The 22,714-nt window shown below is 64.2% G+C and carries 19 protein-coding genes; 15 read left to right on the top strand and 4 right to left on the bottom strand.

Annotated elements, in window-relative coordinates; genetic code table 11:
- The first annotated feature begins 2 nt into the window (after nt 1-2).
- From murD to lpxC, 9 genes are all read left to right on the top strand, one after another.
- Nucleotides 3-1,349, top strand: coding sequence for a UDP-N-acetylmuramoyl-L-alanine--D-glutamate ligase (murD, locus tag OCX61_RS22635; RefSeq protein WP_261941468.1), 1,347 nt, complete (start codon nt 3-5; stop codon nt 1,347-1,349).
- Nucleotides 1,346-2,560 (top strand): putative lipid II flippase FtsW, encoded by a 1,215-nt coding sequence (gene ftsW, locus OCX61_RS22630; RefSeq protein ID WP_409261879.1) that lies wholly within the window; start codon nt 1,346-1,348, stop codon nt 2,558-2,560. Before murD ends, ftsW begins: the two co-directional genes overlap by 4 nt.
- Complete coding sequence (gene murG / locus OCX61_RS22625) at nt 2,550-3,629, top strand: undecaprenyldiphospho-muramoylpentapeptide beta-N-acetylglucosaminyltransferase (protein WP_261941467.1); 1,080 nt, start codon at nt 2,550-2,552, stop codon at nt 3,627-3,629. Before ftsW ends, murG begins: the two co-directional genes overlap by 11 nt.
- Nucleotides 3,622-5,070 carry a UDP-N-acetylmuramate--L-alanine ligase gene (gene murC / locus OCX61_RS22620; RefSeq protein WP_027917994.1) on the top strand — a complete coding sequence of 483 codons (1,449 nt, stop codon included), beginning with the start codon at nt 3,622-3,624 and terminating at the stop codon, nt 5,068-5,070. The genes murG and murC overlap by 8 nt, the downstream gene beginning before the upstream one ends.
- Entirely contained in the window at nt 5,067-6,023 is a 957-nt protein-coding gene (locus tag OCX61_RS22615; RefSeq protein WP_261941466.1) for a D-alanine--D-alanine ligase, read from the top strand. Before murC ends, OCX61_RS22615 begins: the two co-directional genes overlap by 4 nt.
- Nucleotides 6,024-6,028: 5 nt before the next feature.
- The gene (locus OCX61_RS22610; RefSeq protein WP_085675083.1) at nt 6,029-6,898 is read left to right on the top strand and encodes a cell division protein FtsQ/DivIB; all 870 of its coding nucleotides are present in this window, start codon (nt 6,029-6,031) and stop codon (nt 6,896-6,898) included.
- A 14-nt stretch (nt 6,899-6,912) separates the two neighbouring features.
- Nucleotides 6,913-8,175, top strand: a complete 1,263-nt coding sequence (gene ftsA, locus OCX61_RS22605) for a cell division protein FtsA (protein ID WP_027594020.1) — start codon at nt 6,913-6,915, stop codon at nt 8,173-8,175.
- 55 nt (nt 8,176-8,230) lie between these two features.
- Nucleotides 8,231-9,427, top strand: a complete 1,197-nt coding sequence (gene ftsZ, locus OCX61_RS22600) for a cell division protein FtsZ (RefSeq protein WP_003260772.1) — start codon at nt 8,231-8,233, stop codon at nt 9,425-9,427.
- A gap of 114 nt (nt 9,428-9,541) precedes the next feature.
- Nucleotides 9,542-10,453 carry a UDP-3-O-acyl-N-acetylglucosamine deacetylase gene (gene lpxC / locus OCX61_RS22595; protein ID WP_060508542.1) on the top strand — a complete coding sequence of 304 codons (912 nt, stop codon included), beginning with the start codon at nt 9,542-9,544 and terminating at the stop codon, nt 10,451-10,453.
- Nucleotides 10,454-10,796: 343 nt separating this feature from the next.
- On the opposite strand, the gene OCX61_RS22590 is transcribed toward lpxC, so the two are convergent.
- The gene (locus tag OCX61_RS22590) at nt 10,797-11,252 is read right to left on the bottom strand and encodes a DUF721 domain-containing protein (protein WP_261941465.1); all 456 of its coding nucleotides are present in this window, start codon (nt 11,250-11,252) and stop codon (nt 10,797-10,799) included.
- A gap of 307 nt (nt 11,253-11,559) precedes the next feature.
- On the opposite strand from OCX61_RS22590, the gene secA reads away from it, so the two are divergent.
- The 4 genes from secA to OCX61_RS22570 all read left to right on the top strand — a co-directional run bounded on the left by secA (nt 11,560) and on the right by OCX61_RS22570 (nt 17,415).
- Nucleotides 11,560-14,295 (top strand): preprotein translocase subunit SecA, encoded by a 2,736-nt coding sequence (gene secA, locus OCX61_RS22585; RefSeq protein WP_261941464.1) that lies wholly within the window; start codon nt 11,560-11,562, stop codon nt 14,293-14,295.
- 192 nt (nt 14,296-14,487) lie between these two features.
- Nucleotides 14,488-15,705, top strand: a complete 1,218-nt coding sequence (argJ, locus tag OCX61_RS22580; protein WP_085675085.1) for a bifunctional glutamate N-acetyltransferase/amino-acid acetyltransferase ArgJ — start codon at nt 14,488-14,490, stop codon at nt 15,703-15,705.
- A gap of 136 nt (nt 15,706-15,841) precedes the next feature.
- The gene (locus tag OCX61_RS22575) at nt 15,842-16,474 is read left to right on the top strand and encodes a glutathione S-transferase family protein (RefSeq protein ID WP_261941463.1); all 633 of its coding nucleotides are present in this window, start codon (nt 15,842-15,844) and stop codon (nt 16,472-16,474) included.
- On the top strand, nt 16,471-17,415 hold the full coding sequence (locus OCX61_RS22570) for a Nudix family hydrolase (RefSeq protein WP_261941462.1): 945 nt from the start codon (nt 16,471-16,473) through the stop codon (nt 17,413-17,415). Before OCX61_RS22575 ends, OCX61_RS22570 begins: the two co-directional genes overlap by 4 nt.
- A gap of 132 nt (nt 17,416-17,547) precedes the next feature.
- Here the strand turns inward: OCX61_RS22570 and OCX61_RS22565 are convergent, their stop codons facing one another.
- The 3 genes from OCX61_RS22565 to OCX61_RS22555 are packed head-to-tail and all read right to left on the bottom strand — an operon-like array spanning nt 17,548 to nt 21,094.
- Nucleotides 17,548-18,114: a cob(I)yrinic acid a,c-diamide adenosyltransferase gene (locus OCX61_RS22565; RefSeq protein WP_261941461.1), complete on the bottom strand. Its 567-nt coding sequence runs from the start codon at nt 18,112-18,114 to the stop codon at nt 17,548-17,550.
- 1 nt (nt 18,115) lies between these two features.
- Nucleotides 18,116-20,146: a sensor histidine kinase gene (locus OCX61_RS22560; RefSeq protein ID WP_261941460.1), complete on the bottom strand. Its 2,031-nt coding sequence runs from the start codon at nt 20,144-20,146 to the stop codon at nt 18,116-18,118.
- A 30-nt stretch (nt 20,147-20,176) separates the two neighbouring features.
- Nucleotides 20,177-21,094 (bottom strand): putative 2-dehydropantoate 2-reductase, encoded by a 918-nt coding sequence (locus tag OCX61_RS22555; RefSeq protein ID WP_261941459.1) that lies wholly within the window; start codon nt 21,092-21,094, stop codon nt 20,177-20,179.
- A gap of 102 nt (nt 21,095-21,196) precedes the next feature.
- Here OCX61_RS22555 and OCX61_RS22550 point away from each other — a divergent pair, with 102 nt between their 5' ends.
- Entirely contained in the window at nt 21,197-21,682 is a 486-nt protein-coding gene (locus tag OCX61_RS22550; protein WP_054884610.1) for a YajQ family cyclic di-GMP-binding protein, read from the top strand.
- Between the two features lie 113 nt (nt 21,683-21,795).
- Complete coding sequence (locus OCX61_RS22545) at nt 21,796-22,638, top strand: mechanosensitive ion channel family protein (protein ID WP_261941458.1); 843 nt, start codon at nt 21,796-21,798, stop codon at nt 22,636-22,638.
- The last annotated feature ends 76 nt before the right edge of the window (nt 22,639-22,714 follow it).

Genomic DNA, 22,714 nt, shown 5'->3' with positions numbered 1-22,714 from the left:
GCGTGTCATTGATCGCTTCCGACCAATTCCGCATCGTTGTCGGCCTCGGCAAGAGCGGCATGTCCCTGGTTCGCTTCCTGGCGAACCGGGGCATTGCCTTTGCGGTCGCCGACACCCGCGAGCAACCGCCGGAACTGGAAACCCTGCGCCGTGATTACCCGCAGGTGGAAGTGCGCTGTGGCGAGCTGGACGTGGACTTCCTGTGCCGCGCCAACGAGCTGTACGTGAGCCCGGGCCTGGCCCTGGCCACTCCGGCCTTGCAGCAGGCGGCGGCGCGTGGCGTGCAACTGTCCGGTGACATCGAACTGTTCGCCCGCCATGCCAAGGCACCGATCGTGGCGATCAGCGGCTCCAACGCGAAAAGCACCGTCACCACCCTGGTCGGCGAAATGGCCGCCAAGGCCGGCAAGCGCGTGGCCGTGGGTGGCAACCTGGGCACCCCGGCGCTGGATCTGCTGAGCGACGACGTCGAGCTGTATGTGCTGGAGCTGTCCAGCTTCCAGCTGGAAACCACCGACCAGCTCAACGCCGAAGTCGCCACCGTGCTGAACATCAGCGAAGACCACATGGACCGCTACAGCGGCCTGCCGGCCTACCACCTGGCCAAGCACCGGATCTTCCGCGGTGCCCGCCAGGTGGTGGTCAACCGCCAGGATGCCTTGAGCCGGCCATTGCCGGTGGAAGGTCGCCCGTGCTTCACCTTTGGCCTCAACCAGCCGGACTTCAAGGCTTTCGGCCTGCGTGAAGTCGACGGTGAGAAGTACCTGGCGTACGAATTCCAGACGCTGATGCCGGTGCGTGAGCTGAAGATTCGTGGTGCCCACAACCAGAGCAACGCCCTGGCGGCCCTGGCCCTCGGCCATGCCGCCGGCCTGCCGTTCGCGCCGATGCTCGAAGCGCTGCGTGAGTTCAAGGGCCTGGCGCATCGCTGCCAGTGGATCCGTGAGCGCAACGCCGTCAACTGGTACGACGATTCCAAGGCCACCAACGTCGGCGCCGCACTGGCGGCGATCGAAGGCCTGGGGGCGGACATAGACGGCAAGCTGGTGCTGATCGCCGGTGGCGACGGCAAGGGCGCCGATTTCGCTGCCCTGCGCGAGCCGGTCAAACGCTTCTGCCGCGCCGTGGTGCTGCTCGGCCGTGATGCCGAACGCCTGGCCGAGGCCCTGGGCGATGACGTGCCGCTGGTACGGGTCAAGACCCTGGACGACGCCGTGCAGCGATGCGCCGAGCTGGCCGTGGCGGGCGATGCGGTGCTGCTGTCGCCGGCCTGCGCCAGCCTCGACATGTTCAAGAACTTTGAAGAACGCGGGCGGCTGTTCGCCCAGGCGGCGGGAGGGCTGGCATGATCTTCGGCATCCTCAAGCCGTACCCGTCGCCGCTGATCAGTGGCCGTGGCATCGACCTCGACTTCGCCATGCTGGCCGGTTGCCTGGCGCTGCTCGGCCTGGGCCTGGTGATGATCACCTCGGCATCCTCGGAAGTGGCCGCGGTGCAGTCCGGCAACCCGCTGTATCACATGTTCCGCCACCTGGTGTACGTGTTCCTTGGCCTGGTCGCCTGTGGCGCAACCATGATGGTGCCGATCGCCACCTGGCAGCGCATGGGCTTCATGATGCTGATCGGTGCCTTCGGCCTGCTGGTGCTGGTGCTGGTGCCGGGGATCGGGCGCGAAGTGAACGGTTCGATGCGCTGGATCGGCTTCAGCTTCTTCAACGTCCAGCCTTCGGAAATCGCCAAGGTCTTCGTGGTCATCTACCTGGCCGGTTACCTGGTACGTCGGCAGACCGAGGTGCGCGAAACCTGGATGGGCTTCTTCAAGCCGTTCATCGTGCTGTTGCCGATGGCCGCCCTGCTGCTGATGGAGCCGGACTTCGGCGCCACCGTGGTAATGATGGGGGCCGCTGCCGCCATGCTGTTCCTCGGCGGGGTGGGGCTGTTCCGCTTCAGCCTGATGGTGGTGCTGGCGGTGGTCGCGGTGTTCGTGCTGGTGCAGGCGCAGCCTTACCGGATGGCCCGTCTGATTACCTTCACCGACCCGTGGTCCGACCAGTTCGGCTCCGGCTACCAGCTGACCCAGGCGTTGATCGCCTTTGGCCGTGGCGAGTGGCTGGGCGTTGGGCTGGGCAATAGCGTGCAGAAGCAGTTCTACCTGCCCGAAGCGCACACCGACTTCGTGTTCTCGGTGCTGGCCGAAGAGCTGGGCGTGGTCGGTTCGCTGGTGACCATCGCGCTGTTCGTGTTCGTCACCATCCGCGCCTTGTACATCGGCCTGTGGGCGGAGAAGGCCAAGCAGTTCTTCGCTGCCTACATGGCATTCGGCCTGTCGTTCCTGTGGATCGGCCAGTTCCTGATCAACATCGGCGTGAACGTCGGCCTGCTGCCGACCAAGGGGCTGACCCTGCCGTTCCTCAGCTACGGCGGTTCATCGCTGGTGATCTGCTGTGCCTGTGTGGGGCTGTTGCTGCGCATCGAATGGGAGAGTCGCACGCACCTGGGCAGCGAGGAACACGAATTCAAAGAGAGCGATTTTGCCGAGGAGACCAGTCATGGCCGCTGACGGCAAGAACGTACTGATCATGGCCGGTGGTACTGGGGGGCACGTGTTCCCGGCCCTGGCCTGTGCCCGTGAATTCCAGGCGCGCGGTTATACCGTGCACTGGCTGGGCACCCCGCGCGGTATCGAGAACGAGCTGGTGCCGCAAGCTGGTCTGCCCTTGCACCTGATCCAGGTCAGCGGCCTGCGCGGCAAGGGCAAGCTCTCGTTGCTCAAGGCGCCGTTCACCCTGGTCAAGGCGGTGCTCCAGGCACGCCGTATCGTGCGCGAGCTCAAGCCCGTGTGCGTGGTCGGCTTCGGCGGCTATGTAACCGGCCCGGGCGGCGTTGCCGCACGGCTGTGCGGCGTGCCGTTGGTGATCCACGAGCAGAACGCCCGCGCCGGCACCACCAACCGGCTGCTGCTGCCGCTGGCTGCGCGTGTCTGCGAAGCCTTCCCGGCGACCTTCGATGCCAGCGACAAGCTGCGTACCACCGGCAACCCGGTGCGTCCGGAGCTGTTCATGGATGCCCAGCGGGCGCCCCTGGCCGAGCGCCGCGCGCGCCTGCTGGTGATGGGTGGCAGCCTGGGTGCGGAACCATTGAACAAATTGTTGCCTAAGGCCCTGTCCGAAGTGCCGGCGAACCTGCGCCCAGAGGTGTTTCACCAGGCCGGCAAGCACCACGCGCCGGCCACTGCCGAGCGTTACCGCGAGGCGGGTGTCGAGGCCCAGGTCGAACCGTTCATCAAGGACATGGCCCATGCCTACGGCTGGGCCGATATCGTGGTCTGCCGGGCCGGTGCCCTGACCGTCAGCGAGCTCGCGGCGGCGGGCCTGCCTTCGATGCTGGTGCCCTTGCCCCACGCAATCGACGACCACCAGACCCACAATGCCCAATATCTGGCCCGGGAAGGCGCTGCCTTCCTCATGCCACAAGCGACAACTGGCGCAGCGCAACTCGCTGAACGCCTGAACGAGGTGCTGATGCAACCCGAGAAACTCAACACCATGGCTGGCACCGCACGGCGCCTGGCCAAACCTGCTGCAACCAGCACCGTGGTCGATATCTGCCTGGAGGTGGCCCATGGTTGAAAGCCAGAAAGCCATGCCCCAGCCGAAGATGGGCCGGATCAACCGCATCCATTTCGTCGGTATCGGCGGTGTGGGCATGTGCGGTATCGCTGAAGTGCTGCTGAACCTGGGCTACCAGGTGTCCGGTTCCGACCTAAAGGCGTCGCCGGTCACCGAGCGCCTGGAGTCGTTCGGTGCCGAAATCTTCGTCGGCCACCGTGCCGAGAACGCTGCCAATGCCGACGTGCTGGTAGTGTCCAGTGCGATCAACCCGGCCAACCCGGAAGTTGCCACTGCCCTGGAGCGTCGCATCCCGGTGGTGCCGCGGGCCGAGATGCTCGCCGAGCTGATGCGCTACCGGCATGGCGTGGCGGTTGCCGGTACCCACGGCAAGACCACCACCACCAGCCTGCTGGCTTCGGTGTTCGCCGCCGGTGGCCTGGACCCGACCTTCGTCATCGGTGGCCGGCTGACCGCCGCCGGCACCAACGCGCAGCTGGGCACCAGCCGTTACCTGATCGCCGAAGCTGACGAAAGCGATGCCAGCTTCCTGCACCTGCAGCCGATGGTTGCCGTGGTCACCAACATCGACGCCGACCACATGGCGACCTACGAAGGCGACTTCAACAAGCTGAAGAAGACCTTCGTCGAGTTCCTGCACAACCTGCCGTTCTACGGCCTGGCCGTGATGTGCCTGGACGACCCTGTCGTGCGCGAGATCCTGCCGCAGGTCAAGCGCCCGACCGTCACCTACGGTTTCAGCGAAGAAGCCGACATCCGTGCCATCAATGTGCGCCAGCAAGGCATGCAGACCCACTTCACCGTGCTGCGCCGCGACCGCGAGCCGCTTGAGGTGTCGGTGAACATGCCCGGCAACCACAACGTGCTCAACGCCTTGGCCACCATCGCCATCGCCACTGACGAAGGCATCAGCGACGAAGCCATCGTCCAGGGCCTGTCCGGTTTCCAGGGCGTTGGCCGACGCTTCCAGGTTTACGGCGAACTGCCTGTCGACGGCGGCAGCGTGATGCTGGTCGACGACTACGGTCACCACCCGACCGAAGTGGCCGCGGTGATCAAGGCCGTGCGCGGTGGCTGGCCAAGCCGCCGTCTGGTGATCGTCTACCAGCCGCACCGCTATAGCCGTACCCGCGACCTGTACGACGATTTCGTCCAGGTGCTGGGCGATGCCAACGTGCTGCTGCTGATGGAGGTGTACCCGGCCGGCGAAGAGCCGATCCCCGGTGCCGACAGCCGCCAGCTGTGCCACAGCATCCGCCAGCGCGGCAAGCTGGACCCGATCTACATCGAACGTGGTGCCGAGCTGGCGCCGCTGGTCAAGCCGCTGCTGCGCGCCGGCGACATCCTGATCTGCCAGGGTGCCGGTGACGTCGGCGGCCTGGCCCCGCAACTGATGAAAAGCCCGCTGTTCGCTGGCGCCAAGCAGGAGAAGTCGAAATGACCAGCGCTTACGAACAACTGCACTCGACTCTGGACGTGAATGCATTCGGCCGCGTGGCCGTGCTGTACGGCGGCAAGAGCGCCGAGCGTGAAGTGTCGCTGAAGTCCGGTGCTGCGGTGATCGACGCATTGACCACGGCCGGTGTCGACGTGGTCGGCATCGATGTCGGTGACGACCTGCTGGCGCGTCTGCAGAGCGAGAAGATCGACCGTGCCTTCATCATCCTCCACGGCCGTGGCGGTGAGGACGGCAGCATGCAGGGCCTGCTCGAATGCCTGGGCATCCCCTACACCGGCAGCGGTATCCTCGCTTCGGCGCTGGCCATGGACAAACTGCGCACCAAGCAGGTGTGGCAGAGCCTGGGTATTCCGACCCCGCGCCACGCGGTGCTGGCCAGCGAACGCGATTGTGTTGCCGCCGGTACGGAACTGGGCTTCCCGTTGATCGTCAAACCGGCCCATGAAGGTTCCAGCATCGGCATGGCCAAGGTGAACAGCGTGGAAGAGCTGGTCGCCGCCTGGAAGGATGCCGCCCGTTACGATTCGCAAGTCCTGGTCGAGCAATGGATTCACGGCCCGGAGTTCACCATCGCCGTTCTGCGTGGCCAGGTGCTGCCGCCGATCGCCCTGGGTACTCCGCACGTGTTCTACGACTACGACGCCAAGTACATCGCCAATGACACCCAGTACCGCATCCCGTGCGGCCTGGACAGTGCCAAGGAGCAGGAACTGATCGACCTGACCGCGCGCGCCTGCGATGCCATCGGCATCGAAGGCTGGGGCCGGCTGGACGTGATGCAGGACGAGCAGGGCCGGTTCTGGCTGCTCGAAGTCAACACCGCACCCGGCATGACTGACCATAGCCTGGTGCCCATGGCGGCCCGCGCGGCCGGCCTGGACTTCCAGCAACTGGTGCTGGCGATCCTGGCCGAAAGCGTGGCGACGCGAGGTTAACCATCATGCAAGGCGCAATGATACGTCAGCAGCAACCCGTTACCGGCCGCAGCAAGCCGGTGCCGCGCGGTGCCAGCCGACTGGTGGCCGACGAGCCCGTATCGGCGCGCCTGCCGCGGCCCAGCCTGGGCGGCCTCAAGCGTCTGCTGTGGCCAATCGTGCTGGTGGCTGCAGGCTTCGGCGCCTATGAGGGCGCCATCCGCCTGATGCCATATGCCGACCGGCCGATCACCAAGATCGACGTGCAGGGCGACCTCAGCTACATCAGCCAGCAGTCGGTGCAGCAACGCATCGCGCCGTATGTGGCGGCGAGCTTCTTCAGCGTTGACCTCACGGCGATGCGTGCCGAGCTCGAGCAGATGCCGTGGATCGCCCACGCCGAAGTGCGCCGGGTGTGGCCGGATGAAGTGGTAATCCGCCTGGAAGAACAGCTGCCGGTGGCACGCTGGGGTGACGAGGCCCTGCTCAACAACCAGGGCCAGGCCTTCACCCCGCGCGAACTGGCCAACTACGAGCACCTGCCGCAGCTGGCCGGGCCGCAGCGCGCTCAGCAACAAGTCATGCAGCAATATCAGGTATTGAGCCAGATGCTGCGCCCCCTGGGCTTTTCCATCGCTCGCCTGGAGCTGCGCGAGCGCGGTAGCTGGTTCCTGACCACCGGCGCGAGCAGCGCAGGGCCAGGTATCGAGCTGCTGTTGGGGCGCGACCATCTGGTGGAGAAGATGCGCCGTTTCATTGCCATATACGACAAGACACTCAAAGAGCAGATCACCAATATCGCCCGCATTGATCTGCGTTACGCCAACGGACTTGCCGTTGGCTGGCGGGAACCGAACGCACCGACGACGGCCCAACCCGCCGTTGCGAAGAATTAGAGAGAGGCAGGACCATGGCAAACGCGCATAGCGGCAAAATGATCGTCGGGCTGGACATCGGCACCTCCAAGGTGGTGGCGCTGGTGGGTGAAGTGGGCGAAGACGGCACCCTCGAAATCGTGGGCATCGGCACCCATCCGTCCCGCGGCCTGAAAAAAGGCGTGGTGGTGAACATCGAGTCGACCGTGCAGTCGATCCAGCGCGCAGTGGAAGAAGCCCAGCTGATGGCCGGCTGCCGCATCCACTCGGCGTTCGTCGGCGTGGCCGGCAACCACATCCGCAGCCTGAACTCTCACGGTATCGTCGCCATCCGCGATCGCGAGGTCAGCGTAGCCGACCTCGAGCGCGTGCTCGACGCCGCCCAGGCCGTGGCCATTCCGGCTGACCAGCGCGTGCTGCACACCCTGCCGCAGGACTACGTGATCGACAACCAGGAAGGCGTGCGCGAGCCGCTGGGCATGTCCGGCGTGCGTCTGGAAGCCAAGGTTCACGTGGTCACCTGCGCCGTCAACGCGGCGCAGAACATCGAGAAGTGCGTACGCCGCTGCGGCCTGGAAATCGACGACATCATCCTCGAGCAGTTGGCCTCGGCCTACTCGGTGCTGACCGATGACGAGAAAGAGCTGGGCGTGTGCCTGGTGGACATTGGTGGTGGCACCACCGACATCGCCATCTTCACCGAGGGCGCGATCCGCCACACCGCAGTGATCCCGATTGCCGGCGACCAGGTTACCAACGACATCGCCATGGCCCTGCGTACGCCGACCCAGTACGCCGAAGAAATCAAGATTCGCTACGCCTGCGCCCTGGCCAAACTGGCCGGCGCCGGCGAGACCATCAAGGTGCCGAGCGTGGGCGACCGCCCACCGCGCGAGCTGTCGCGCCAGGCCCTGGCCGAGGTGGTGGAGCCACGTTACGACGAGCTCTTCACCCTGATCCAGGCCGAGCTGCGCCGCAGCGGCTACGAGGACCTGGTGCCAGCCGGCATCGTCCTCACCGGCGGCACCGCGAAGATGGAAGGCGCCGTGGAACTGGCCGAAGAAATCTTCCACATGCCGGTACGCCTGGGCGTACCGCACAGCGTTCGGGGGCTGAGCGACGTGGTGCGCAACCCGATCTATTCCACCGGCGTGGGCTTGCTCACCTACGGCCTGCTCAAGCAGTCCGAGGACATGGTCCTGACCGGCAACAGCAACAGCAGCAGCAACAGCTATGGCGATGAACCGAAGGCTCCAGTGCTTGAACGCTTCAAGCGCTGGGTCCAGGGCAACTTCTAAGTTTCAAAGCAGTAGTGGTAGGCGCGACAACTAGAGAACTGTAAGGAGAGGGAAAATGTTCGAGCTCGTAGACAACGTCCCGCAAAGTCCGGTCATCAAGGTGATCGGCGTCGGCGGTGGCGGCGGCAACGCCGTCAACCACATGGTGAAGAGCAGCATCGAAGGCGTCGAGTTCATCTGCGCCAACACCGATGCCCAGGCGCTGAAAAACATTGGCGCACGCACCATCCTGCAACTGGGTACCGGCGTGACCAAGGGTCTGGGTGCCGGTGCCAATCCGGAAGTCGGCCGTCAGGCCGCGCTGGAAGACCGTGAGCGCATCGCCGAGGTGCTGCAGGGCACCAACATGGTGTTCATCACCACCGGCATGGGTGGCGGTACCGGTACCGGTGCGGCGCCGATCATCGCCGAAGTGGCCAAGGAAATGGGCATCCTCACCGTTGCGGTGGTGACCCGTCCGTTCCCGTTCGAGGGTCGCAAACGTATGCAGATCGCCGATGAAGGCATCCGCATGCTGGCTGAGAGCGTCGACTCGCTCATCACCATCCCCAACGAGAAGCTGCTGACCATCCTGGGCAAGGATGCCAGCCTGCTGTCCGCCTTTGCCAAGGCCGACGATGTACTGGCCGGTGCCGTTCGCGGTATCTCCGACATCATCAAGCGCCCGGGCATGATCAACGTCGACTTCGCCGACGTGCGCACCGTCATGGGTGAAATGGGCATGGCGATGATGGGTACTGGTTGCGCCAGTGGCCCGAACCGTGCTCGCGAAGCCACCGAAGCGGCGATCCGCAACCCGCTGCTCGAAGACGTCAACCTGCAGGGCGCCCGCGGCATCCTGGTGAACATCACCGCAGGTCCTGACCTGTCGCTGGGTGAGTACTCCGACGTGGGTAGCATCATCGAAGCCTTCGCCTCCGACCATGCCATGGTCAAGGTGGGCACCGTGATCGACCCTGACATGCGCGACGAACTGCACGTGACCGTGGTTGCCACTGGTCTGGGCGCGCGCATCGAGAAACCGGTGAAAGTGGTCGACAACACCCTGCAGACCGCTCAGCAGGTGTACGAGGCTTCCAACCCGGCGCCGGTTCGTCAGGAGCAGCCAGCCGTCAACTACCGTGATCTGGAGCGCCCGACCGTGATGCGCAACCAGGCCCACGCAGGGGCTGCTGCGGCGGCTAAACTCAACCCACAGGATGACCTGGACTACCTCGATATCCCAGCCTTCCTGCGTCGTCAGGCTGATTGATGGAATTTATCAGGGGTATAAGGGTGATTGGTGTTCAGCAAAGGCCGGGTCTGTTATCATCCCCAGCCTTTGTTGATACCTGTTCGCATTATTTGCGCTGAAGCGGCCAATGCCATGATTAGACAACGCACCCTGAAGAATACCATCCGTGCCACGGGCGTCGGCCTGCACTCCGGGGAGAAGGTCTACCTGACCCTCAAGCCTGCGCCTGTCGACACCGGCATCGTCTTCCGTCGCGCCGACCTTGACCCTGTGGTCGAGATCCCGGCGCGTGCGGCCAATGTGGGTGAGACCACCATGTCCACCACGCTGGTCAACGGTGACGTCAAGGTCGATACGGTCGAGCACCTGCTCTCCGCCATGGCGGGCCTGGGCATCGATAACGCCTACGTCGAGCTCTCCGCCTCGGAAGTGCCGATCATGGATGGCAGCGCCGGTCCCTTTGTATTCCTGATTCAGTCTGCCGGCCTGGAAGAGCAGGACGCAGCCAAGAAGTTCATCCGCATCCTGCGCGAAGTGACAGTGGTGGAGGGCGACAAGAGCGCCACCTTCCTGCCATTCGACGGGTTCAAGGTGAGCTTCGAGATCGACTTCGATCACCCGGTCCTCAAGGGCCAGACCCAGAGTGCGGTCGTCGACTTCTCCAGCACCTCGTTCGTGAAGGAAGTCAGCCGCGCCCGTACCTTCGGCTTCATGCGTGACATCGAGTACCTGCGCAAGCACAACCTTGCGCTGGGTGGCAGTGTCGAGAACGCCATCGTGGTCGACGAGACTGGTGTGCTCAACGAAGACGGCCTTCGTTCCGATGACGAATTCGTCAAGCACAAGATCCTCGACGCCATTGGCGACCTTTACCTGCTGGGCAACAGCCTGATCGGCGAGTTCAAGGGCTACAAGTCCGGCCACGCGCTGAACAACCAGCTGTTGCGCAAGCTCATTGCTGAAACCGATGCCTGGGAAGTGGTCACTTTCGAAGATGCCAGCACGGCACCGATCTCGTACATGCGCCCTGTTGCGGCCGTGTAAGTTCGAACACTCTCTAGTTCATTGAGGCCACCTTCGGGTGGCCTTTTTTATGGCTGGTTCCTGGCTCAAGGTTTTCAGCGCCTGCGAGATCGAGCGCCGCCCGCGCGGCGCATCGCGAGCTGCGCTCGCTCCTACGTTTGTTTCGGGCCAATTTTTCCTGTGGGATTTGCGCGCGAACGCCTTGGTGCATGCCGCGATATCGTGTCGTACAAACAAGGCGGTCGCGCGCGCCTGTCACAGGCGTTACTGGCCAGAAACAAACGTAGGAGCGAGCGCAGCTCGCGATGCGCCGCGCGGGCGGCGCTCGATCTGCGCGCCAGCACAAAACCCGAGGCAGGCGCCCTTAGCCTTTACCCTTCGCATGAGTCGCCAACCGCTCCAGGGCGGCGCGCAGCTTGGGGTCGGCGATGCCTTCAGCGGAATCGCGGATGCTCGCGGCGGCGGTGTTCGACAGCACGGTGGTGTTGCCGCCGCGCTTGGCCGGCACCAGTGGTGGCTGTACCTTGTAGAGGATGCGCTGCAGGTTGCCGAAGGCTTCCAGCGCCTGCAGCTGGCGCTGCAGGCGCTTTTGCTGGTAGCGCAGGCGCGTAGCCCAGTGGCCGTCGGTAACCACCAGCAGCAGGGTGCCATCGCGCCAGGAGGCCACATGGCAATGCTCGCGGGCAGCCGGCTGCAACTGGCTTTCCAGCAGGCGCTGCAAGTGTTCCAGGCGTTCGGCCTGGTTCAGCAGCAGGCGCAGCGGGCGATTCTGACGCAGCAGGGTAGCGGGCGGCTGGGCGGGGGAGGGTTTGAAGGCCATGGCGGTATGCATGAGGTGACAAGCAAGGTGGGCAGTCTAACACCTCTGTTGCCCGCGAAGAGGCCAGTACAGGCAATACAAGATACGAGCCATTCTCGATAGCTTTCATCCTCCTCTGGGTTGAACTCAGGGAAAATGCCCCTATCTTAGTAAAGCCCCCGCCTAAGCGCTGTGCCAGCATCGTGGCAATCGACCACTTTCCTCACCATCGTTTCCGGGTAGAATGCTCGTTCGCATGCGGCCTCAGGGCTGCACGGGCGACTCATGGGGCCGCCCTCCATCCCTACGTGTGGAAGATCCTGCCGATATGTTTGCGCCTTTGTTAAAGAAACTTTTTGGAAGCAAGAACGAGCGTGAAGTCAAACGCATGCTCAAGACGGTGTCTATCGTCAATGCCTTCGAAGAGAAGATGGTGGCCCTCTCCGACGAGCAACTGCGCGCCAAGACCGCAGAGTTCAAGGAGCGCCTGGCCAAAGGCGAGACCCTGGACCAGCTGTTGCCCGAAGCCTTCGCCGTGGCCCGTGAGGCCGGCAAGCGCGTCATGGGCATGCGCCACTTCGACGTGCAGCTGATCGGCGGCATGACCCTGCACGAGGGCATGATCGCAGAAATGCGTACCGGTGAAGGCAAGACCTTGGTCGGTACCCTGGCCGTTTACCTCAATGCCCTGTCCGGCAAGGGCGTGCACGTGGTCACGGTGAACGACTACCTGGCCCGCCGTGACGCCAACTGGATGCGCCCGCTGTACGAATTCCTCGGCCTGTCCGTGGGCATCGTCTCGGCCTTCCAGCCGCCTGAAGAAAAGCGCGCCGCCTACGCTGCCGACATCACCTACGGCACCAACAACGAATTCGGTTTCGACTACCTGCGCGACAACATGGCGTTCAGCCAGGAAGAGAAGTTCCAGCGTGAACTGAACTTCGCCGTGATCGACGAAGTCGACTCGATCCTCATCGACGAAGCGCGCACCCCGCTGATCATCTCCGGCCAGGCCGAAGACAGCTCCAAGCTGTACATCGAGATCAACCGCCTGATCCCGCGCCTGACCCAGCACATCGAAGAAGTCGAAGGCCAGGTCACCCAGGAAGGCCACTTCACCATCGACGAGAAGAGCCGACAGGTCGAGCTCAACGAAGCCGGTCACCAGTACATCGAAGAGATGCTGACCCAGGCTGGCCTGCTGGCCGAAGGCGAAAGCCTGTACTCGGCGCACAACCTGGGCCTGCTGACCCACGTCTACGCCGGCCTGCGTGCACACAAGCTGTTCCACCGCAACGTCGAGTACATCGTCCAGGACGGCCAGGTCCTGCTGATCGACGAGCACACCGGCCGTACCATGCCCGGCCGTCGTCTGTCCGAGGGCCTGCACCAGGCCATCGAAGCGAAAGAGAACCTGAACATCCAGGCCGAAAGCCAGACCCTGGCTTCGACCACCTTCCAGAACTACTTCCGCCTTTACAGCAAGCTGTCCGGCATGACCGGCACGGCAGACACCGAGGCGTTCGAGTTCGCCCAGATCTACGCCCTCAACGTGATGGTCATTCCGCCGAACAAGCCGCTCGCGCGTAAGGACTTCAACGACCTGGTGTACCTGACCGCCGACGAGAAATACGCCGCGATCATCGCCGACATCAAAGAAAGCATGACCCAGGGCCGCCCGATCCTGGTGGGTACCGCCACCATCGAAACCTCGGAGCACATGTCGAACCTGCTGAAGAAGGAAGGTATCGACCACAAGGTACTGAACGCCAAGTACCACGAGAAGGAAGCCGAGATCATCGCGCAAGCCGGTGCTCCGGGTGCGCTGACCATCGCCACCAACATGGCTGGCCGTGGTACCGACATCCTCCTGGGCGGTAACTGGGAAGCCGAAGTGGCCGCCCTGGAAAACCCGACGCCCGAGCAGATCGCCCAGATCAAAGCCGATTGGCAGAAGCGTCACCAGCAGGTGATTCAAGCCGGTGGCCTGCACGTGATCGCCTCCGAGCGCCACGAATCGCGCCGTATCGACAACCAGCTGCGTGGCCGTTCCGGTCGTCAGGGCGACCCGGGTTCGAGCCGCTTCTACCTGTCGCTGGAAGACAGCCTGATGCGCATCTTCGCCTCTGACCGGGTGAAGAACTTCATGAAGGCACTGGGCATGCAGTCCGGCGAGGCCATCGAGCACCGCATGGTCACCAACGCCATCGAGAAAGCCCAGCGCAAGGTCGAAGGCCGCAACTTCGACATCCGTAAACAGCTGCTCGAATACGATGACGTGGCCAACGAACAGCGCAAGGTGATCTACCACATGCGCAACAGCCTGCTGGCGGCCGAGAACATTGGCGACACCATCGCCGAGTTCCGTCAGGAGGTGCTGGACGCCACCATCAGCCAGCACATTCCGCCGCAGTCGCTGCCGGAGCAGTGGGACGTGGCCGGCCTCGAAGCGTCGCTGGCCAGCGACTTTGCCATGAAGCTGCCGATCCAGCAGTGGCTGGACGAGGACGATCACCTCTACGAGGAGACCCTGCGCGAGAAGCTGCTGAACGAAATCACCACTGCCTACACCGAGAAGGAAGACCAGGCCGGTATCGACGCCCTGCGTACCTTCGAGAAGCAGATCCTGCTGCGTGTGCTGGACGACCTGTGGAAAGACCACCTGTCGACCATGGATCACCTGCGTCACGGTATCCACCTGCGTGGCTACGCCCAGAAGAACCCGAAGCAGGAGTACAAGCGCGAGTCGTTCTCGCTGTTCCAGGAACTGCTCGAGTCGATCAAGCGCGACACCATCCGCGTGCTGTCGCACGTTCAGGTACGCCGCGAAGACCCGGCCGAAGAAGAAGCCCGTCTGCGCCGCGAAGCCGAGGAACTGGCCAGCCGCATGCAGTTCCAGCATGCCGCCGCGCCGGGCCTTGAAAGCGAGCAGCTGAGCGAGGAGGGCGCCGAAGTGGCCGTGGCCGCTGCCCCGGTGCGCAACGACCTGAAGCTGGGCCGCAACGAGCCGTGCTGGTGTGGTTCGGGCAAGAAATTCAAGCATTGCCATGGTCAGATCGAGTGACCTGAACCATCCGCTGTAACGTGACAAAACCGGGGCCGCTGTGCGGCCCATTCGCGGCACAAGGCCGCTCCCACAGGGACTGCGCCGCATCAGGTTGCGAGCCTCTTGTGGGAGCGGCCTTGTGCCGCGAATGGGGCGCGAAGCGGCCCCGCTCTTCCATCATCAGTTCACCGTTTTTCTAGGAGCGCTCTAATGGCTGTTGGTCTTGGTCCTTTGCCCACCCTGCACCCGGTTCCGGGTTTTGAACTCGGCATCGCTTCTGCTGGCATCAAGCGCCCCGGGCGCAAGGACGTGGTGGTCATGCGCTGTGCCGAAGGCTCCAGCGTGGCTGGCGTGTTCACCCTCAACGCCTTCTGTGCCGCTCCGGTGATCCTGTCCAAGCAGCGCGTGCAGGGCACCGTGCGCTACCTGCTGACCAACACCGGCAATGCCAACGCCGGTACCGGCGCGCCAGGCCTGGCCGCTGCCGAACGTACCTGCGCCAAGCTGGCCGAGCTGACCGGCGTGCCGGCCGAATCCGTGCTGCCGTTCTCCACGGGTGTGATCGGTGAGCCACTGCCGGTCGAGAAGATCGAAGGCGCGCTGCAGGCCGCCCTGGACAACCTGTCGGAAAACCACTGGGCTGAAGCCGCCACCGGCATCATGACCACCGACACCCTGCCAAAAGGTGCCAGCCGCCAGTTCCAGCACGATGGCGTGACCGTCACCGTGACCGGTATCAGCAAAGGCGCCGGCATGATTCGCCCGAACATGGCCACCATGCTTGGCTACATCGCCACCGACGCCAAGGTTGCCCCGGCGGTGCTCAAGGACCTGATGCTCGACGGCGCCAACAAGTCGTTCAACCGCATCACCATCGACGGCGACACCTCGACCAACGACTGCTGCATGCTGATCGCCACCGGCAAGGCCAACCTGCCGGAAGTGACCGAAGCCAGCGGCGCGCTGTTCGAAGCACTGAAGAAGGCGGTGTTCGAAGTGTGCATGGACGTGGCCCAGGCCATCGTCCGTGACGGCGAAGGCGCGACCAAGTTCGTCACCGTGCAGGTCAACGGTGGTGGCAATCACCAGGAGTGCCTGGATGTCGGTTACGCCGTGGCCCACTCGCCACTGATCAAGACCGCGCTGTTCGCCTCCGACCCGAACTGGGGCCGGATTCTGGCTGCCGTGGGCCGTGCCGGCGTGCCGGAGCTGGATGTCAGCCTGATCGACGTGTACCTCGACAACGTGTGCATCGCCAGCCAGGGCGGCCGCAGCCCGAGCTACACCGAAGCGCAGGGTTCGGCGGTGATGGCCCAGGAAGAGATCACCATCCGTATCGAACTTGGTCGTGGCCAGTGCAGCGAAACCATCTGGACCACCGACCTGTCCCACGAATACGTGAAGATCAACGCCGAATATCGCACCTGATGTCACTGGGGCCGCCTTGCGGCCCTTTCGCGGATGAATCCGCTCCTACAAGGGGTCATGCGCTCCCTGCAGGCGCGGATTCACCCGCGATGGGCTGCAAAGCAGCCCCGACATTCCAAACACATGGAGCCGAACCATGAGCTATCACCTGATCATCGGCGACAAGCTGTATTCCTCCTGGTCGCTGCGGGGCGCCCTGGCCCTCGAACTGGCCGGCGTGGCGTACGATGAAACGCTGATCAAACTGAACCAGCCCGACACCCGCAAACGCATCCTCGAATTCTCCGCCACCGGCAAGGTGCCGCTGCTCAAGACCGAGCACGGGGTGATCGCCGATTCCCTGGCCATTGCCGAATACCTCAACGAACGCCACCCCGAGGCCCAACTGTGGCCGGCCGATGTGGCCGCCCGTGCCCAGGCTCGTTCGGCCTGCGCGCAGATGCACAGCGGCTTCTTCGCCCTGCGCGGTGCCATGCCATTCGACCTGACCCGTGACCAGGCGCTGGAGAACATGCCGCTGGAGGTGCAGGTGGACATCGACCGCATTGTCGCGCTGTGGTCCGAGTGCCGCCTGGTCGCCAAGGACAGCGGGCCGTTCCTGTTCGGCAAGCCGACCCTGGCCGATGCCTTCTTCGCTCCGGTGGCGGTGCGCCTGCGCACCTACCGCGTGGAAGTGCCCGCTGAAGCCGCCACCTATATCGAGACCATTTATCAGTGGCCGGCCTTCCAGGCCTGGCAGCAAGCTGGCCTGGCGGAGCGTGAAGGTTGAAACGGATTCATGTTGTAGCCGCGGTGATCCGCGGTGCTGACGGGCGCATTCTGATTGCGCGCCGCGCCGATACCCAGCACCAGGGCGGCCTGTGGGAATTCCCTGGCGGCAAGGTGGAAGAAGGCGAAGGCGTCGAAGCGGCGCTGGCCCGTGAGCTGCGTGAAGAACTGGGCATCGAAGTGACCACTTCACGGGCACTGATCAAGGTCAGCCACGACTACCCGGACAAGCAGGTGCTGCTGGATGTTCACGAGGTCGACGCGTTTACCGGCGAGCCCCATGGCGCAGAAGGCCAGCCTCTGGCCTGGGTTGCACCGCGTGACCTGGCGCAATACGAATTCCCAGAGGCCAACAAGCCGATCGTCGCGGCTGCCCGCTTGCCGGATCAGTACCTGATCACACCGGATGGCCTGGAAGTACCGGCGATGCTCAAGGGTATCCAGAAGGCCGTGGCCAGTGGTATCCGCCTGATCCAGCTGCGCGCCCCGGACATGTACGACCCCAAGTACCGCGATGTGGCGGTGGACGCTGTGGGGCTGTGCGCCGGCAAGGCGCAGCTGATGCTCAAGGGGCCGCTGGAGTGGCTGGGGGACTTCCCGTCCGCCGGTTGGCACCTGACCGCCGCACAGCTGCGCAAGTACGCAGCCAAAGGCCGTCCGTTCCCCAAGGAGCGCTGGCTGGCGGCGTCGTGCCACAGCGCCGAGGAGCTGGCGCTGGCCGAGCAGATGGGCGTGGATTTCGTCACCCTGTCGCCGGTGCAGGCGACCCAGACCCACCCCGAGGCGGTACCGTTGGGGTGGGATGAGGCGCAGCGGCTGATTGCCGGGTTCAATCAGCCGGTGTACCTGCTGGGTGGTGTCGGGCCGGGTGAGCGGGAGAAGGCCTGGGAGGCTGGAGCCCAAGGTGTTGCCGGGATACGCGCCTTCTGGCCTGAGGCCTGAGAAACCGGTGCAGCTGTGCGGCCTTCGCGGGTAAACCCGCTCCCACAGATACCGCGCCGGATTCGAAGGCTGCGCCGTACCTGTGGGAGCGGGTTCACCCGCGAATGGGCTGCAAAGCAGCCCCCGGCGATATCAAGCCTGAGGCTTCTCTGCGGGTTGCCACAACACTTCAGCCACCCCTTGCCGCCGCCCGATGATCCGCGCCGCCACGAACAGCAGATCGGAAAGCCGGTTGATGTACGCCAAGCCAACCCCCTCCAGCGGCTCCAGGGCATTCAACTGCTGGCAGCGCCGCTCCGCACTGCGCGCCAGGCTACGGCATACATGGGCCTGCGCCACCAACGCCGAACCGCTGGGCAGGATGAAATTCTGCAACGGCCCCAGTTCTTCGTTCCACACATCGATCGCCGCCTCCAGCCGCTCCACCTCGGCCTGGTTCAAGGCCTGGTAGCTGGGCATCGCCAACTCGCCGCCAAGGTCGAACAAGCGATGCTGGCAAGGCGCCAGAACATTGCTCACTTCCTCCAGCCCCAGCTCGGCAAGGCCGGCGAGCAACAGCCCGAGCTGGCTGTTGAGGCTGTCTACCTCACCGATCGCTTCGACCCGTGGGTGGTCCTTGGGCACCCGCCGCCCGTCGCCCAGGCCGGTCTCGCCCTTGTCGCCAGTGCGGGTGTAGATCTTCGACAGGCGATAGCCCATGTCATGCCTCCGTGTGGGTCGGCACCGCCGCCGGCGGTTGGCCGAGGGGCAGGCGCAGGGTGAAGCAGGTGCCCTGGCCGGGCGTGGACTGCACTTCCATCTGCCCCTTGTGGTTGTTGGTGATGATGAAGTACGAAACCGACAGCCCGAGCCCGGTGCCCTGGCCGATTTCCTTGGTGGTGAAGAACGGCTCGAAGGTGCGTTTGCGCACGGTTTCGGGCATGCCCACACCGTTGTCTTCGACCTGGATCTCGGCCCAGGGCGGGTTGAGCCTGGTGCGCAGGGTAATACGCCCTGGCTCGCTGGGCTGCGGCCGCTGGTGGATGGCCTGGGCGGCGTTCTTCAGCAGGTTCAGCAGCACCTGCTCCAGCTCGTTGGCGGTGCAGGGCACCGGGCCCAGGTTGGGGTCGAACTGGCGGACGATGGCCTGGCCCTTGAAGTCGAAGCCGATGGTCAGGTCGAAGTCGTTGCTGGCAATTTCCACGGCCTGGTCGATCAGCGCCGGCAGCTCGCAAGGCGCCAGCTGGCGGTTGCTGCGGCGGCTGAAGCTGAGCATGTGAGTGACGATCTTGGCGGCGCGTGCGCCGGCCTGCTGAATGCCGTCGAGCAGCTGCGGCACTTCGCGGTTTTCCAGGTAGCGGTTGACGCTGGACAGGTCGATGCCCAGTTCGCTGGCCTGTTCCTGGTTGCGTGGCAGCTCCGGCGACAGGCGTCGGCGAATGTTCTGCACATTGTGCAGGATCGCGCCCAGCGGGTTGTTGATTTCGTGGGCCATGCCGGCCGCGAGGCCTCCGACCGAGAGCATCTTCTCCGACTGCACCATCATCTCCTCCAGCGACAGGCGCTGGGTGATGTCATCGATACGAATGACCACGCCGCGGCCGCCACCGCCCATCAGCGGGTAGAAGGTCAGGGCGTAATGGCGCAGTTCCTCGCCCTTGGGCCAGGTGACCCGCTCGATCTTCGCTACCCGGTGTTTTTCGACGCTTTCCTTGAGCTGCGGCAGAAAAGGCTTGAGCGGCTCGAAGGCGATGAAGATCGGCTGGTTCAGCGCTTCGTCCAGCGGCGTGCCAGAGAGCACCGTGGCCTCGTGGTTCCATTGGGTGACGTAGAGCTGCTCATCGAGGGCGATCAGTGCCGAGGGCATGGAGTCGATGATGCTGTTGAGGTAGTTCTGGAAACCGGTGAGTTTCTTCTCGATCTTGCTGCGCACCTGGACTTCCAGCTCCAGCTTGCGATTGGTGTGGCGGGTTTCTTCGGCCAGGCCCTGGGCCTGGTCATAGGCCATCTGGAACTCGTCGCGGGTGCGCTTGAGCTGCTGCTCGCGGGCCTCGATGCGCGAGAGCATGGTGTTGAAGGCTTCGGCCAGGCTGCCGATCTCGTCGTCGTTGCCGCGGGTGGCACGCAAGGCATAGCTCTCCTCGCGAGTGACCTGGCGGCTGAGTTCTTCGAGCTGGTTGATCGGCTGGGTGATCAGGCGTTTGATCTGCCGGGCGATGATGATCCACAGCAGGATGCTGAACACCAGGATCGCCAGGCTGGCGCTGAGTGTGCCGGTGTAGAACGCCGTGGGCAGCTCGCTGCTGGCCACCAGCAGCAGGTGTGCCGGTGGGCTGGCATCGCGGGGGATGCGAATGAGCTGGGTGCTGCGGAACTCCATCAAGCGCCAGCCGTCGATGTTGCGGTAGCGCTTGGGCAGGACCAGTGGCTCACCGTGCTGCAGCTGGGCCAGCATGCTGCCGTCGCCGCCGTAGATGGCAGCGGCGCGAAGCGGGGTGTAGCTGTCCAGTTCCTTGAGCAGGGCAGTGGCGGTCTCGGCTGAATCGCCGGCACGGGCCGACAGCTGCGGGTTGGCCACCAGTCTGCCGATGGTCTGCAACGCTTGCGGCGCCATGCTCTCCTGGGTGATCCAGTAGGCGGCGCTGATGAAGGTCAGGTTGGCCACCAGCAGGATGGTCACCAGCAGTACCAGCAGGGCCGCCAGCAGTTTCTGCCCGACCGGGAGGTTTTCCAGGCGTTGGCGCAGGCTCATGGGCAAGGCAATGTCCGTATTGGGTTGAGGTCAGGCGCTGGGTAAACCACGCGCTCGCAGGTTATCGACCAGACACCGGTGCAGGTGTTCCAGCCGTGGCAACTTCATGCCGTGGCGCTCAGCTGCCCGGCAGGCGTGGCCCAGGAGGTAGTGCACCTCGGTGCGCCGGCCAGCGCGCACGTCCTGGTACATGGAAGAGTAGTTGGCGGCGGTGGCCAGGATCACCCGCTGCGCTTCTTCGTCCAGATCAGTCGCCGCCTCGGGCTGGCCGCAACGGCGCAGCAGTTCGGCCAGTTCCTTGCTCAGTGCCTCGACCTCGTCGAGATGCCCGAGCAATCCGCCATTCTGGCAATCGTGCAACACGGTCAGTGGGTTGATGGCGCAGTTCAGCGCCAGCTTGCGCCACAGTCGGGTCATGATGTCGACAGTCCATTCGCCTGGGATGCCGGCGTCGTTCAGGTCAGTGAACCATTCGGGAGTGGTGGGGTTGGCCGGGTCCCCCAGCCAGTTGAAGCCATGGCCGGCGAAACGCACCCGCCAGTCGTCCTCGCGGAACGCGCCTTCGGTGCTGGAGGCGAAGATGCAGCGGGCGTGGGGCGCTTGGTCGGCGACCTCGTCCTGGCTGCCGAGGCCGTTCTGCAAGAGCACGATTTCGGCGCCTTCAGCCAGGCGCGGTGCCAGGCGGGCGATGGCAGGGGCGGCATCGTAGGCCTTGCAGGCCACCAGCAGGCGATGAATGGGCCCGCCGGATTCGGCCGTTTCGGCCGGGATGGCGTAGAGGCTTGTCTGGTCCTGTTCAACCAGCGTCAGGCCGCCGGCCTGCTGGTAGGTGCGCAGGCGCTGCGCATCGCGCAGGATCAGGCGTACTGCCTTGCCGGCGCGGGCCAGGCGGCAGGCCCAGAGGCTGCCGAGGCTACCGGCGCCGAGAATATGCCAGGTGCTGCTCATCTGCGTTTCGCAACCCGTTATAATGAGCCCGCATTTTAACCTTCTAACACCGACGCGCTCCATGTTCAGACTGAGCGCGCTTTTATTTTATGGAGAATACCCATGCCTTCGTTCGACGTGGTATCGGAACTGGACAAGCACGAAGTGCAGAACGCGGTCGACAACGCCATCAAGGACCTCGACCGCCGCTATGACCTCAAGGGCAAGGGCAGCTTCGAGTTCAAGGACAAGGAGCAGACCGTGGTGCTGACCGCCGAGGAAGAGTTCCAGCTCGAAGCCATGCTGGAAATCCTGCGCCTGGCGCTGGTCAAGCGCAAGATCGACGTGAAGTGCCTGGAAACCAAGGACCCGTACGCGTCGGGCAAGGAAAAGAAACAGGAAGCCAAGTTCCGCGAAGGCATCGACAAGGACCTGGCCAAGAAGATCGTCGCCACCATCAAGGATGGCAAGCTCAAGGTCCAGGCTGCCATCCAGGGCGAGCAGGTACGTGTCACCGGCAAGAAGCGCGACGACCTGCAGGAAGCCATTGCCCTGCTGCGCACCAAGGAATTCGACATGCCGCTGCAGTTCAACAACTTCCGCGACTGATCGCAGGGTTGTCCGGAACCCCGATGGCGTAATGATGTCCATGGGGTCCATGGCCGCCGAACCGACGGCGGCCTGCTCTACGTGTACATGCCGTTCGGCATCAGGAGATGAATATGGATTTGAACGCTGAAGTCGATCAGCTGGTCCGCCAATCGCAGACCTGGGTCCCCTTGATCATGGAATACGGCAGCCGCCTGCTGCTGGCACTGCTGACCTTGGCCATTGGCTGGTGGCTTACCAACGTGGTCAGCGATCGTCTCGCCAGGCTGGTGGGTTTGCGCGTACAAGACCCGGCACTGCAGGGCTTCATCCGCACCCTGGCCAACATCATCCTCAAGGTCATGCTGGCGATCAGCGTTGCCTCGATGATCGGCATTGAAACCACCTCGTTCGTGGCCGCGATCGGTGGTGCCACGCTGGCCATCGGTCTGGCCTTGCAGGGCAGCCTGGCAAACTTCGCCGGGGGTGTGCTGATCCTGCTGTTCCGCCCGTTCCGCATCGGCGACTGGATCGAGGCGCAGGGCGTGGCGGGCACCGTCGACAGCATCCAGATCTTCCACACCGTGCTGCGCACCGGTGACAACAAGACGGTGATCATGCCCAACGGCAGCCTGTCCAACGGCATCATCACCAACACCAACCGCCAGCCGACGCGCAAGGTGGTGTTCGATGTGGGCGTGGACTACGAGGCCGACCTGCAGAAGGCACGCCAGGTGCTGCTGGAACTGGCGCAGGACCCGCGCGTGCTGCCGGACCCGGCGCCGCAGGCGGTAGTCTCGACCCTGGGTGACAGTTCGATCACTGTGTCGTTGCGCCTGTGGACCAAGACCTCCGACTACTGGGACGTGATGTTCATGCTCAACGAGCATGCCCGTGACCGGTTGAAGGCCGAAGGAATCGATATCCCGTTCCCGCAGCGGGTGATTCGCGTGGTGCAGGAAACGGCTACGCAGTAACACCGAGTTGCAAGCTGGGGCCGCTTTGCGGCCCATCGCCGGCAAGCTCGGCTCCCACAGGTACTGCACAAGGCTC

The sequence above is a fragment of the Pseudomonas sp. LRP2-20 genome (assembly GCF_024349685.1).
In the GTDB taxonomy this organism is placed as follows: Bacteria; Pseudomonadota; Gammaproteobacteria; order Pseudomonadales; family Pseudomonadaceae; genus Aquipseudomonas.
The sequence above is the reverse complement of the archived record's forward strand: the minus strand, read 5'-3'. Positions and strand labels throughout refer to the sequence as shown.